Source organism: Novisyntrophococcus fermenticellae, from assembly GCF_018866245.1.
Taxonomy (GTDB): Bacteria; Bacillota; Clostridia; order Lachnospirales; family Lachnospiraceae; genus Novisyntrophococcus; species Novisyntrophococcus fermenticellae.
Map to the genome: position 1 here is coordinate 1,210,787 of NZ_CP076458.1, position 13,637 is coordinate 1,224,423.

The window sequence follows — 13,637 nt, forward strand, 5'->3', positions numbered from 1 at the left end:
TAAACTTGTTACAGTTAAATTGTAAAGATGGAGGTACTTATGAAAAGCTATGATGTTACGGCTTTGGGAGAATTATTGATTGACTTTACGGAGAATGGAATCAGCGGACAGGGAAATCCGATGTTTGAGGCGAATCCGGGCGGTGCACCGTGCAATGTGCTTGCAATGCTGACAAAACTGGGTCACAAGACCGCATTTATAGGGAAGGTCGGCAATGATTTTTTTGGAAAGCAGCTGAAAGCAACACTTGATGAACTGGGAATTAACTCCGATCATCTGTTGATGGATGATAAAATTCATACGACTTTGGCTTTAGTGCATACTTATCCTGACGGGGACCGGGACTTTTCTTTCTATCGAAATCCGGGTGCTGATATGATGCTTACGGAAGAGGAAGTTCCGGAGACATTAATCCGTGACAGCAGGATTTTTCATTATGGTACCTTATCCATGACTGACGAGGGTGTTCGTGCAGCTACGAAAAAAGCGATTCAAATTGCAGAAGAATCCGGTGCGATTATTTCTCTGGATCCGAATCTGCGTCCTCCGCTTTGGAATACACTGGAAGAGGCCAGGGAGCAGGTACTTTACGGACTGGCACACTGCCAGGTTTTAAAGATTTCTGACAATGAGATTCAGTGGCTGACCGGAGAAGAGGATTTTACAGCGGGTGTAAACTGGATTCGCAGCAGATTTGATATTAAATTGATCCTTGTTTCGATGGGAAGGGAAGGAAGCCGTGCATACTATGGTGATAAGATGGTGGAGGCAGCTCCTTTTCTTCAGGAAAAAACCATCGAGACGACAGGTGCAGGAGATACTTTCGGAGGCTGCATCCTGCATTATGTAGCGGAACATGGACTGGATCATCTGACAGAAGAGCAGCTAAGCGATATGCTGACCTTTGCCAATGGTGCGGCTTCTCTTATTACGACAAAGAAAGGTGCTTTACGTGTGATGCCTGAAGAAAAAGAGATTGAAGGACTCATAAAATCCAGAGCAGTTCATGACAAAGCATAACAGATGGGATATAAGGAACTGTCGGCGGCAGTTCCTTTGTGTTTTTAAAACGGAGGACAAACATGAGTAAGGTAATAGGAATTGACTTGGGAACTACAAACAGCTGTGCAGCAGTTATGGAAGGTGGCGAAGCAGTTATTATTGCAAATGCAGAGGGGGAGAGGACGACTCCTTCTGTAGTCGCATTTACAAAAAATGGAGAACGTCTGGTGGGAGCCGTTGCAAAGCGGCAGGCAGCTGCGAATGTAGACCGCACAATCGCATCGATTAAAAGAGAGATGGGCACGGGATACCGCATGAAAGTGGATGGCAGGAATTATACACCGCAGGAAATCTCGGCTTTCATCCTGATGAAACTGAAAAAAGATGCCGAAAACTATCTGGGAGAGTCTGTCAGTGAGGCAGTGATTACCGTACCGGCTTATTTTAATGACGCCCAGCGTCAGGCGACAAAGGATGCCGGCAGAATTGCAGGGCTGCAGGTACTCCGTATTATCAATGAGCCTACTTCGGCTGCGTTGGCATATGGCCTGGATCATGGACAGGCGCAGAAAATCATGGTATATGATCTGGGAGGCGGTACTTTTGATGTCTCCCTGATTGAAATCGGGGATAATCTCATAGAGGTTCTGGCAACCGCAGGTGATAATCACCTTGGGGGTGATGATTTTGATGTCCGCATAGCCGACTATATTGTGGAGCAGTATAAAAAACAGGAAAAAGTTAATCTGCTAAAGGATAAGACAGCCATGCAGCGTGTCCTTGAGGCGGCAGAGGAAGCAAAGAAAAATCTGACAGCGCAAAGTGCGGCAACCATTAATCTGCCGTTTATCACTACGGTGAAAGGTGAGCCGAAGCATCTGGAGATGGAGATTACGCGTGCTGCATTCGATTCGATTACCCGGGATCTGGTGGAGCGTACAAAGGAGCCGGTGGAAAAGGTACTGACGGATGCGAGCATTTCGGCATCTCAGTTAGGTATGGTATTGCTTGTGGGAGGTTCGACCCGGATTCCTGCCGTTCAGGAGATGGTGAAGCGGCTGACCGGAAAGGAACCCTCTAAAAATCTGAATCCGGACGAATGTGTGGCACTGGGCGCTGCCATTCAAGGCGCGAAGCTAAGTGGTGAACTTACGGAAGGAAAAGCTTCTGAGCTGATACTGATGGATGTGACCCCGCTATCCCTGTCTATAGAAACCGTGGGTGGTGTGGCAACCAAGATTATTGACCGTAATACTACGATTCCGAACCGTCACAGCCAGGTTTTCTCAACGGCTGCGAATTTCCAGACTTCTGTGGAAATAAAAGTACTGCAGGGAGAGCGTCAGTTTGCAAAAGATAACACGTTGCTTGGGAATTTTCGCCTGAATGGAATTAAACGTGCGCCGGCGGGTGTTCCTCAGATTGAGGTGACATTTGATATCGATGCCAATGGTATTGTGAACGTATCGGCAAAGGATCTGGGGACCGGAAAGCAGCAAAGCATTACAATTACGGCCAGCTCCAATATGTCTGAGCATGAGATTGAAAAGGCCATTCAGGATGCTGCTGCTTACGAAACAGAGGATACACACAAGATGGAACAGTTGGACATCCTGGGTGAGGCAAATAAGGAGATGTTGCGTGCCCAGCAGTTTTTATCCGACAACAAAAAAACAATTGATAAAGAAAAGAAGAGAGAGATTAAGAACCAGATAGCAGCCGTACAAAAAGCAGTGCGGTTTAAAAAACCTGAGAAGCTCACCGATGAGGATATTGAGAACATTAAGGTACAGGTTGAGCAGCTAAAAAAATGTAGTGATTTATAAAAAAGGATTGACATTTTTCCTCTGTCAGCATATAATTCCTATATAACCGATGGGAATTTATGAATAAGAGGTGTAATTATGGCAAAGAATATTTATAAGAATGCGGTAGAACTGATTGGAAAAACTCCATTGATGGAGGCAGAGAACTTCGGAAAGAAACTTGGGTTACAAGCAAATATTCTGGTAAAACTGGAATATCTGAACCCGGCGGGAAGTGTTAAAGACCGGATTGCAAAGAGCATGATCGAGGATGCAGAAAAGAGCGGAGCACTAAAGCCGGGATTTACAATTATCGAGCCTACTTCCGGTAATACAGGAATCGGTCTTGCATCCATTGCGGCGGCCAAGGGTTACAGACTGATTCTGACTATGCCTGAGACGATGAGTGTTGAAAGAAGGAATATTCTGAAGGCTTATGGGGCAGAAATCGTATTGACGGATGGTGCCAAAGGAATGAAAGGTGCAATTGCAAAAGCAGATGAGCTGGCAAAGGAAGTACCTGACAGTTTTATACCGGGTCAGTTTGATAATCCGGCCAATCCAAAGACACATAGGGAAACCACAGGACCGGAGATCTGGAAAGATACGGATGGAGCTGTGGATATTCTGGTGGCAAGCATCGGAACGGGCGGTACGATTACAGGAATCGGTGAATATCTGAAGAGTCAGAAAGCTGAGGTTAAAGTGGTAGGTGTGGAACCGGCAGCTTCTCCTGTATTGACAAAAGGAGTCAGCGGCCCGCATAAGATTCAGGGAATCGGTGCAGGGTTTGTTCCAAAAGTATTAAACACAAAAGTTTATGATGAAGTTATTGCGGTTGAGAATGATGATGCTTTTGAGACTTCTAAGGAATTTGCGCATGCCGAAGGAATCCTGGTGGGAATATCATCCGGTGCGGCACTGAAAGCAGGCATCGAATTAGCCAAAAGACCTGAGAATAAGGGAAAGAATATCGTAGTAGTGCTTCCGGACAGCGGAGACCGCTATTACTCGACACCCCTTTTTGAAAATTAAACGGATAGAATTGTGGGAGCACTTTTGTGCGAAACAATTCGCTGTATCATAGGGAGGCATCTTGACTCTAAATATACGAATAAGGAGAACCGTGCTATGGGAAAAAAAATTGAGAGAAAAGACAGAAAACTGAAGTTCGAAACTTTACAGCTTCATGTGGGACAGGAAAAGGCAGACCCTGCTACAGGGGCAAGAGCAGTTCCAATCTATGCATCCTCATCCTATGTTTTTGATAACTGTGACCATGCTGCTGCCCGCTTTGGACTGACAGATTCAGGTAACATCTATGGAAGACTTACAAATCCTACAGAAGATGTATTTGAACAAAGAATTGCAGCCTTAGAAGGAGGCGCAGCTGCACTGGCTGTGGCTTCGGGTGCTGCTGCTGTTACTTACACATTCCAGAATCTGGCTCATGCGGGAGACCATATCGTATCTGCAAATAATATTTATGGCGGAACGTATAATCTGCTGGAGCACACGCTTCCGGAATATGGTATCAAAACTACGTTTGTTGATATCTTTGATGAAAAAGCAGTGGAGGAGGCAATTCAGGAGAATACAAAGTTGGTATTTATTGAGACTCTGGGGAATCCTAATTCCGAAGTAGTGGACATTGAAGCTGTTGCAAAAATTGCGCATGCACATAAGATACCTCTGGTAATTGACAATACGTTTGCGACTCCTTATCTGGTGCGTCCGATTGAGCATGGCGCAGATATCGTGGTTCATTCAGCAACTAAGTTTATCGGCGGACACGGGACGTCACTCGGCGGTGTTATCGTGGATGGAGGAAAATTTGATTGGGAGGCATCAGGAAAATTCCCATCGCTCGTTGAGCCAAATCCAAGTTACCATGGTGTCAGCTTTGTGAAAGCGGCAGGTCCTGCTGCATTTGTTACAAAAATACGTGCAATCCTGCTGAGAGATACAGGTGCAACCTTATCACCCTTCCATGCCTTCCTTTTCCTTCAGGGTCTGGAAACATTATCACTCAGAGTGGAGCGTCATGTGGAGAATAGCCTGAAAGTAGTGGATTACCTAAGCAAACATCCGCAGGTAGAGGCGGTTCACCATCCTTCTGTAAGTACAGATGCCAGTCAGCAGGAATTGTATAAGAAGTACTTCCCGGGCGGCGGCGGTTCAATCTTTACCTTTGAGATCAAAGGAGATGGGCAGAAGGCAAAAGATTTTATCGATAATCTGGAACTGTTTTCGCTGCTGGCAAATGTAGCGGATGTGAAATCCCTTGTAATTCACCCGGCCTCCACCACGCATTCACAGCTGAATGAGCAGGAACTTCTGGAACAGGGGATTAAGCCAAATACGATACGTCTTTCTATTGGAACAGAAAATATTGATGATATCATACAAGATCTGGAGGAAGCATTTAAGGCAGTTGAATAGTAGTACTTGCAAAGGGGAAAGTTGATATGAGAATTTCCACAAAGGGCAGATATGCACTTCGAATGATGCTGGACCTGGCTCTGCATGATCAGGGAGAGCCGGTCAGAGTGAAAGATATAGCAGCGAGGGAAGATATCTCCATCAAATATCTGGAACAGATTGTGGCATTGTTAGTCCGTGCAGGTTATCTGAAAAGCATCAGAGGTCCCCAGGGAGGATACCGCCTGGTAAAAACACCAAAGGAATATTCGCTGGGCTCCATATTAAGGCTGACAGAAGGCAGTCTGGCACCTGTAGAATCTCTGGAGGAGGATGCAGATCCCGCTGACAACACCGAGAATGCTGCAACTATGATGTTCTGGCAGAAGCTGAATCAGGCGATAAAAAGTGTGGTAGACAGCTATACACTGGAAGACCTGATGGACTGGCAGATGCAGGCAGGAGATAACTACGTGATTTAAAATAATTTGAAAAAGTGAAGATATATAGTTAAAGGTGCCGCAGTCTTATGGATACGGCACCTTTAACTATATTTATCAATGCAGAATATAAAATGCGGTATTGTAGAGATAGTAGAAAAAGATCTGAATATTTGTAAAAAACAACGGCCTGCTAAGCAGACCGTTGTCTAAAATGAGGGGGGAGATAGTGAGTGGTTAATCAACTATCCAATACCTATTATAGAAAAAAGATGTGTTTAAAGTATGTCCATAAGCTAAAAGAATCATAAAATTCATTAAGAAACATTAAAGAAATTTAAAAAGATGCTTCAAAAATACTTTTATTTCTTCAGGTATCCCGTATAATCGGAAGTGTGCAGTAACTTGTTGGCATTCGCTATCCGGTCATCAGTGGGTGGCTGAATTCCCTTTAACTGGTATGGAATTTTCAAATCTTCCCATTTATAAATCCCCATAGTGTGGTAGGGCAGTACCTCAAAACGCTGTACATTTCCTAATGATTTTACAAACTTGTCCAGTCGGATCAGATCTTCGTCAAAATCGCTCCGTTCCGGTACCAGAACGTGACGGATCCAGACGGGCTTTTTTATTTCGGACAGATATCTGGCCATATCGAGAATGTTTCGGTTACTGCATCCGGTGAGAGCTTTGTGCTTCGCATCATCCATATGCTTGATATCCAGAAGCAGCAGATCTGTATATTTCATAAGGCACTGAAACTTCTGAAAAAAGGGTTCCTGCCGGGTAAATACACTGCCGGAGGTATCAATGACTGTATGAACTCCTTCTTTTTTTGCTTTTTGAAAAAGTTCAATCAGAAAATCCATCTGGAGGAGGGGCTCGCCTCCGCTGACGGTAATACCACCATCCTCACCCCAATAGGCACGGTAACGAAGAGCACGCTCTAAAAGCTCGTCGGCAGAAACCATGTCCTTTGGATGGGTACTCCAGGTATCAGGATTGTGACAGTACTGGCAGCGCATCTTACATCCCTGCAGGAAAATCACAAACCGGATACCGGGGCCATCCACAGAACCAAAGGTCTCGATAGAATGAACAGATCCCTTGCTCTGACTATATTCTTTCATGGGCAGACCGGGCGATGACATCCAACTGCTGTTCACGAGTCAGATCAATGAATTTCACCGCGTAACCGGATACACGGATTGTAAAGTTCTGATATTCTTCCTTTTCCGGGTGTTCCATGGCATCCTTCAATTTGTCGATACCAAAGACGTTTACGTTCAGGTGATGCGCTCCCTGATCAAAATAGCCATCCATGATATGGGTCAGATTTTTGGATCTTTCCTCCTCATTATGACCAAGCGCACCAGGGCTGATCGTCTGCGTATTGGAAATGCCATCCAAAGCCCATTCATATGGAAGTTTGGCTACTGAATTCAGAGATGCCAAAAGACCATTCTTCTCTGCACCATAACTTGGATTAGCACCGGGAGCCAAAGGTTCGCCTGCTTTACGTCCGTCCGGGAGAGAACCGGTAGCCTTTCCATAGACCACATTGGATGTGATGGTCAAAATAGAAGTGGTCGGCTCGGAATTACGGTAGGTATGATGCTTTTTCAATTTATCAAGAAAGGTATGCAGAAGCCATATTGCGATATCGTCTGCCCGGTCATCGTCATTTCCATAGCGTGGAAATTCACCTTCAATTTCGAAATCTTCAGCCAATCCGTCTTCATCACGGACTACTTTTACCTTTGCATATTTGATGGCAGCCAGGGAGTCCACCACGTGTGAAAATCCTGCAATACCGGTGGCAAAGGTACGTCTTACATCTGTATCGACCAGAGCCATCTCAGCGGCTTCATAGTAGTATTTATCGTGCATAAAATGAATAACGTTCAATGTATTCACATAAAGTCCTGCCAGCCAGTCCATCATGATGTCATACTTGCGGATGACTTCATCATAATCCAGATACTCAGAAGTGATTGGTGTGTATTCCGGACCCATCTGATCTTTGCTCTTTTCATCAATCCCTCCATTGATTGCATAAAGAAGGCATTTTGCAAGGTTTGCACGGGCGCCGAAGAACTGCATCTCTTTACCGGTCTGCGTAGCTGAGACACAGCAGCAGATGGAGTAGTCATCTCCCCAGACCGGACGCATCACATCGTCATTCTCATACTGGATGGAGCTGGTTTTCACTGATATATAGGCGGCAAATTTCTTGAAGTTTTCAGGGAGCCTTGAGGAGTAGAGTACCGTCAGGTTTGGCTCCGGAGCCGGTCCCATATTAACAAGGGTATGCAGGATGCGGTAGTCGTTCTTGGTAACCATGGAACGTCCGTCCTGTCCGAGTCCGCCGACTTCTACGGTTGCCCATACCGGATCACCGGAGAACAGCTGATTATAGGAGGGAACACGTGCAAATTTAACCATGCGGAGTTTCATAATCAGATGGTCGATTAGCTCCTGTGCTTCTGCTTCTGTGAGTATGCCCCGTTCAATATCTCTGTAAATATAAATGTCAAGGAAGGTTGAAATACGGCCTACACTCATAGCTGCGCCATTTTGTGTTTTAATTGCAGCCAGATAACCGAAGTACAGCCACTGAACGGCTTCTCTGGCATTTGATGCGGGTCCGGAGATATCAAAGCCGTAGCTTGCAGCCATCTCCTTCATACCTGCCAGTGCCTGGTACTGCATGGAGATTTCTTCTCTCTGGCGGATGATATCATCCGTCATGACACCACATCCGCAGTTGGCAAAATCCTCTTGTTTTTTTTGCATCAGAAAATCGATGCCATACAGGGCTACACGACGGTAATCACCCACGATACGGCCACGCCCATAGGTATCCGGAAGCCCCGTGATAATCTTGTTGTGACGAGCCTTACGCATCTCCGGTGTATAAGCATCAAAGACACCTTGATTATGGGTCTTTCTATAGTCCGTAAAAATCTTGTGAAGTTGGGGTGCAGGAGTATATCCATTATTTTTGCATGAATTTTCGGCCATGCTGATTCCTCCAAAGGGCATAAACGCACGTTTCAGAGGCTTGTCTGTCTGAAGCCCTACGACTTTTTCCAGATCTTTCAGACTGTCATCGATATATCCGGGTGCATGAGACGTAAGCGTTGAAACGGTTTCTGTATCCATGTCCAGAACACCGCCTTTTGAACGTTCCTCTTTCTGAAGCTTTTGCAGTGCACTCCAGAGTTTATCCGTTGCGTCGGTAGGCTCTTCAAGGAAAGAAGCATCTCCGTTATAGGGTGTATAGTTCTGTTGTATAAAGTCACGTGTGTTGACCTCTTCTTTCCAAATACGGCCTTTAAATCCACTCCATTGATCCATTTGTATCATAGCAATACCTCCTGATATAATATAACAATACTTGTTTAGGTAACTATCTGTATTCACCTATAATATATCCATAAGATGGAGTAAAGTCAATTGATTAGCGGATTGTTTTTTGCATTTCTTTTGATGCAATTGGAATGGAAATCAGAGTTCTAAAAACAAAAAACCCACCTTTAAAAGGTGAGAGCTGTAGTTGAATTATTTTATACAATTTGAAAAACAATAAAAAGCGCGAGACGGGATTCGAACCCGCGACCCCAACCTTGGCAAGGTTGTACTCCACCCCTGAGCCACTCGCGCATAAGAGCGGGTGATGGGAATCGAACCCACGTATCCAGCTTGGAAGGCTGGTGTTCTACCATTGAACTACACCCGCAAATCATGTTGTATTTTTGTTGCTGACAATGATGTATTTTACACGAAAAGAGAATAAATGTCAATACATTTTTCGAATTTTTTATGATTGTATGATTTGGAGGTTACTAAGGCCGTGCCGTTATATCCTTCCGATAAAGCGAAGGGGAACATCCTGCTGTTTTTGTGAAAATGCGGCTAAAATATAATGGATTTTCATATCCGACAACAGAGGCAATCTCACCGATATTATAATCTGTATTCTCCAGCAGGTCTTTCGCTTTGGAGATACGGACGGAGGTTATATACTGCATGGGTGTCATACCGGTATATTGTCTGAAACTGCGGATAAACCAGCAAACACTCATATTCTGGGATTTTGCGTAATCTTCAATATTAATCTGTGCCGGGAAATTCTCGTTAAAGTATTGGACTGCATGCCTCACTTCTTTTTTTATTCGGGAGGTTCCCGAGACGGCCTCTATCTGATGTCTTTTGACTATGAGAAGAAGGTGCCTGAAAAGAAGGGGAAGCAGGTCTTCAAAACATGGACGTTGGATTTGCAGCTCCCAGATTATTTTTAAAAAAAGCTGTTGGTATTCTGCATCTGTGCCTGTGCGCAGACAACTGATACCATCAGAAAAACCATGTGATGCCAAAACCGTTTCCGCTTCAGAACCGGTGAAGTGAATCCAATAGATTTCCGGGGAATCTTTCAGGTAATAACTATATTGCTGCGGAACTCCCGGACGATATAAGACCATATTTCCGGCTGTGACTTCCTGTTCTTTTTCGTTAAATGTGAAAAAAGCCCGTCCTGCAGCAACATAAAGCAATTGATAGTCTTGCCTTCCGCAAGGCCGGATGGTGACCATGGAGGGCATATGAATCAGCCGATATACACCGCAGCTTTCCACAATCAAAGGTTTGTTCAAATCCTCCATGTCTATATCCACCTGATTTAAATACCCTGTATTTGCGTACATAGTCCTCTTCCTTGTTTTCTAATTGAATATTTTAATAATTGTATCATTTTGTGCATGATTTGTCCAATCTGGTTTATAGAATAAAAATTTTTCGTATTATATACTTACAGGTAGAAAAAGAAATTATTCAGGAGGTATTTGAGATGATTGTACCAAAATATTATGAAGATCTTCATATGCTGCATGATCATACGATGCCAAATCGTGCATATTACATACCGGCATCTGCCCATACGGAAGGTCTGGTGAGAAACAGAGAGGATTCTGACCGCTTCCAGCTTCTGAACGGGAATTGGAAATTCAGGTATTACCCAAGCATCTACGATGTAAAGGAATTATTTTACGAGGAAGGGTTTGATACAGGCAGTTTTGATGAAATTCCGGTCCCGGGAGTATGGCAGAACTATGGATATGACAGACATCAATATACGAATACAAGGTATCCATTCCCCATGGACCCGCCTTACGTGCCACAGGAGAATCCCTGCGGCGCTTATGTGCATACATTTGAATATCACAAGAATGATCATGCACCGAAGGCATTTTTGAACTTTGAGGGTGTGGATTCCTGCTTTTATGTATGGCTCAATGGAACATATGTGGGATATAGCCAGGTGTCACATTCCACCAGTGAATTTGATGTTACAAAGTACCTGCGGGATGGTTTCAATACTATGGCAGTTCTGGTTCTGAAGTGGTGTGACGGCAGTTATATGGAGGATCAGGATAAATTCCGCATGAGTGGGATTTTTCGGGACGTTTACCTGCTGAAAAGACCGGAAGAAGGTGTTTTTGACTATTTTCTGACATCTAAAATCCAGGAGAATCAGGCGATTATTGACATTCGCTTTAAGTTTCTGAACCGTGAGCAACCCGTTTCAATCCGTATATATGATGAAGATAATGTTTGTGTTGCCGAGGGAGAATCCATTCGGATTGAAGAAGCGGATGGAGAAGAGCAATGGCGGGCGCAGGCACAGCTTAGACTTAAAAAACCATATCTGTGGAATGCGGAAGAACCTTATCTATACACAATTGTATATGAATGCGGATCCGAGTTCATTACGGACAGAACAGGGATCAGGGAGGTATCCTCCAGTGACGGTGTGGTATACATCAATGGGGTAAATGTAAAATTCCGGGGCGTCAATCGCCATGACAGTGATCCTGTGACAGGATTTACTATCTCTCTGGATCAGATGGAAAAGGATCTGCTTTTGATGAAGCAGCATAACATCAACGCAATCCGTACCAGCCATTATCCCAATGCTCCCCAGTTCTACCAGCTTTGTGATGAATATGGGTTTTTTGTAATCGATGAGGCAGACAATGAAAGTCATGGAACAGCAGATATTTATCTGAAAAATACCGACTGGGAAACCAGAAAAAACCATTGGAATAAACCGATTGCCGATTGCGCGGCGTTTATCGAATCTACGGTTGACCGTACCAAACGATGCATTCACAGGGATAAGAACCGTCCCAGTGTGGTAATCTGGTCCATGGGAAATGAGTGTGCGTATGGCTGCACCTTTGAGGAGGCCCTTACATGGACAAAGGAGTTTGACAGTACGCGTCTGACACATTTCGAGTCTGCCAGATATACGGGGAATGACAGAGTCTACGACTACTCCAATCTGGATCTGCACAGCAGGATGTACCCGTCGCTTTCCGAAATAGAGGATTACTTTAACAATAATCCGGACAAACCCTATGTTATGTGCGAATACAGTCATGCCATGGGAAATGGTCCCGGCGATCTGGAGGATTACTTCCACATCATCCAGAAGCATGATGGATTTTGCGGCGGCTTTGTGTGGGAGTGGTGTGATCATGCAATCTACAAAGGAAAAACCATAGAAGGAAAAGAGATATATGCCTATGGGGGTGACCATGAGGAATATCCGCATGATGGTAATTTCTGTATGGATGGACTGGTGTATCCTGACCGAAGACCACATACCGGCCTGCTCGAATTCAAGAATGTGAACCGTCCGGTCAGAGTAATTTCTATGAATCAGGATAAGAAAGAGCTTTTGCTCCATAATTACATGGACTACAGGAATCTGAAAGGATATCTGAATCTGACTTATGAGCTGAACTGTGACGGACAGGTGTTTGGAAGTGGAACCCTGGAAACACCGGATATTCCCGCACATGGCAAAGCGGTTGTTAAACTGGATTTTCAGATTCCCGAAAAGGGAAAATGCTGGCTGAAAGTCAATTATTCCCTGGCTGAAGATGAGGGCGTTTTGAAAAAAGGGTTTCCGCTGGGATTTGATGAGCTTGCAGTGAAGACGGGCGATTTCAGAAATCAGGAAGCACTTCGGCTTATGGAAAAAGAACAGCCGGACTATGGTGAACTTCAAGTGGAAGAAGAGGACAGATATCTGTATGTGGGAAATGCTGCATTTTCATATACCTATAATAAATTGACAGGTCTTTTTGAAGATATGGTATATGGACAGCGGCAGATTCTGGAGCGGCCTATGGAACTCAATATCTGGAGGGCACCTACGGACAATGACCGGAATATAAAGTCCGAGTGGATGAGAGCGCAGTATGACCGGACTGTGGCAAGGGCATATTCTACAGAGGTACAAAGGGAAAAGGATGAAGTTCTCATTATAAGCACCGCATCTCTGTCCGCTGTAACAATTCAAAGAATACTGGACATTTGCCTTACATGGAGAATCACCAGTTCCGGTGTTATTCATGCAGATATGCAGGTAAAAAGAGATATGGAATTTCCACAGCTGCCCAGGTTCGGGGTAAGGCTCTTCCTGCCTAAAGATATGGGTGAGGTGACGTATTATGGGCTGGGGCCTATGGAGAGTTATATAGATAAACGAAGAGCAAGCAGTCACGGCTTGTTTCAGAATGACGTGGTAGAGTTGCATGAAGACTATATACGCCCTCAGGAAAACGGGAGTCATGATGACTGCGATTACGTGAAGATAGAAGGCAGTAAATCCGGGCTTACAGTTGTAAGCAGAGAAACCTTTTCTTTTAATTCCTCTGTCTATACACAGGAAGAATTGACAAATAAGGCACATAATTATGAGCTTGTGCCAAGTGCACATACTGTCTTATGCGTAGATTATAGGCAGAATGGTATTGGAACCAACAGCTGCGGACCGGAACTTCTGAAGAAATACAGACTGGATGAGGAAACATTCCGCTTTGAGTTTCAGCTACAGCCCTTTAATCGTTAGAAGGTGTTACAAAAAAGCATGGTACGAATTGAAACCCGTACCATGCTT

The 13,637-nt window shown here is 44.5% G+C and carries 9 protein-coding genes and 2 tRNA genes; 6 read left to right on the plus strand and 5 right to left on the minus strand.

All coding sequences use genetic code 11. From position 1 onward, the window contains the following. The first annotated feature begins 39 nt into the window (after nt 1-39). From KNL20_RS05395 to KNL20_RS05415, 5 genes are all read left to right on the plus strand, one after another. On the plus strand, nt 40-1,020 hold the full coding sequence (locus tag KNL20_RS05395; protein ID WP_230399598.1) for a carbohydrate kinase family protein: 981 nt from the start codon (nt 40-42) through the stop codon (nt 1,018-1,020). Nucleotides 1,021-1,082: 62 nt separating this feature from the next. Next, nucleotides 1,083-2,828 carry a molecular chaperone DnaK gene (gene dnaK / locus KNL20_RS05400; RefSeq protein ID WP_230399599.1) on the plus strand — a complete coding sequence of 582 codons (1,746 nt, stop codon included), beginning with the start codon at nt 1,083-1,085 and terminating at the stop codon, nt 2,826-2,828. Nucleotides 2,829-2,906: 78 nt separating this feature from the next. Beyond that, nucleotides 2,907-3,842: a cysteine synthase A gene (cysK, locus tag KNL20_RS05405; RefSeq protein ID WP_230399600.1), complete on the plus strand. Its 936-nt coding sequence runs from the start codon at nt 2,907-2,909 to the stop codon at nt 3,840-3,842. A 96-nt stretch (nt 3,843-3,938) separates the two neighbouring features. Then, nucleotides 3,939-5,249 carry an O-acetylhomoserine aminocarboxypropyltransferase/cysteine synthase family protein gene (locus KNL20_RS05410; RefSeq protein ID WP_230399601.1) on the plus strand — a complete coding sequence of 437 codons (1,311 nt, stop codon included), beginning with the start codon at nt 3,939-3,941 and terminating at the stop codon, nt 5,247-5,249. Nucleotides 5,250-5,275: 26 nt separating this feature from the next. Beyond that, on the plus strand, nt 5,276-5,710 hold the full coding sequence (locus KNL20_RS05415; RefSeq protein ID WP_230399602.1) for an RrF2 family transcriptional regulator: 435 nt from the start codon (nt 5,276-5,278) through the stop codon (nt 5,708-5,710). A 320-nt stretch (nt 5,711-6,030) separates the two neighbouring features. On the opposite strand, the gene pflA is transcribed toward KNL20_RS05415, so the two are convergent. From pflA to KNL20_RS05440, 5 genes are all read right to left on the minus strand, one after another. Further along, entirely contained in the window at nt 6,031-6,798 is a 768-nt protein-coding gene (gene pflA / locus KNL20_RS05420) for a pyruvate formate-lyase-activating protein (RefSeq protein ID WP_230400039.1), read from the minus strand. Continuing rightward, complete coding sequence (gene pflB / locus KNL20_RS05425; RefSeq protein WP_230399603.1) at nt 6,785-9,037, minus strand: formate C-acetyltransferase; 2,253 nt, start codon at nt 9,035-9,037, stop codon at nt 6,785-6,787. Before pflB ends, pflA begins: the two co-directional genes overlap by 14 nt. Before the next feature lie 225 nt (nt 9,038-9,262). Beyond that, nucleotides 9,263-9,334 (minus strand) — tRNA-Gly (locus tag KNL20_RS05430). A gap of 5 nt (nt 9,335-9,339) precedes the next feature. After that, a tRNA-Gly gene (locus KNL20_RS05435) sits at nt 9,340-9,410 on the minus strand. A gap of 106 nt (nt 9,411-9,516) precedes the next feature. After that, nucleotides 9,517-10,374: an AraC family transcriptional regulator gene (locus KNL20_RS05440; RefSeq protein ID WP_230399604.1), complete on the minus strand. Its 858-nt coding sequence runs from the start codon at nt 10,372-10,374 to the stop codon at nt 9,517-9,519. 143 nt (nt 10,375-10,517) lie between these two features. Here KNL20_RS05440 and KNL20_RS05445 point away from each other — a divergent pair, with 143 nt between their 5' ends. Further along, nucleotides 10,518-13,589, plus strand: a complete 3,072-nt coding sequence (locus KNL20_RS05445; RefSeq protein ID WP_230399605.1) for a glycoside hydrolase family 2 TIM barrel-domain containing protein — start codon at nt 10,518-10,520, stop codon at nt 13,587-13,589. The last annotated feature ends 48 nt before the right edge of the window (nt 13,590-13,637 follow it).